This is a genomic window from Corallococcus llansteffanensis (assembly GCF_003612055.1).
GTDB classification, from domain to species: Bacteria; Myxococcota; Myxococcia; order Myxococcales; family Myxococcaceae; genus Corallococcus; species Corallococcus llansteffanensis.
In genome coordinates, this window is record NZ_RAWB01001151.1 from 1 (window position 1) to 542 (window position 542).

At 75.1% G+C, this 542-nt stretch carries 1 pseudogene; it reads left to right on the top strand.

The window, feature by feature from the left end:
• A pseudogene (locus D7V93_RS45740) lies at positions 1 to 542 on the top strand (glycosyl transferase family 1); the annotation flags it as partial.

The following is a 542-nucleotide window of genomic DNA, read 5'->3' on the forward strand; positions in this document are numbered from 1 at the left end:
AAGGAAGGCGCCGAGGACCTGCCGCTGGTGATGGGCATGGCGTTGGAGGAAGGGCTCGACACGCGGCTGGTCAAGACCGAGCCCGACATGCGGCCCGACGAAGTCCCCATGGTGATGGGCCTGCCGCTCCGGGAGCCCACGCCGCCGGCCTCCTCGCGGGACGAAGCCGCCGCCGCGCGGGAGGCCTCGGAGTCCCAGACGGCTCGGCTCGGAGAGGAGTCCTCTCCTCCCACCGAACGGGTGACGAGCCCCTCCGCGAAGCCGCCCTCCGCCCGCGAGTCCTCGCAGAAGGCCCCGGACGACGGCGGATCCGCCACCGACCAAGAGGGCTCCGACGCGGCCTCCTCCGGAGCGACGCCCATCGTGCGCCGGCCGACGTCGGGAGAAGACGAAGCACCCGCGGCCACGCCCATCGTGCGCCGGCCGACGGAAGAAGACGAAGCGCCCGCGGCCACGCCCATCGTGCGCCGGCCCGCGTCGCTCGCGTCCGAGGACGAGGAGCGCGCCCCCACGCCCATCGTGCGCCGGTCCGGACCCCCGCG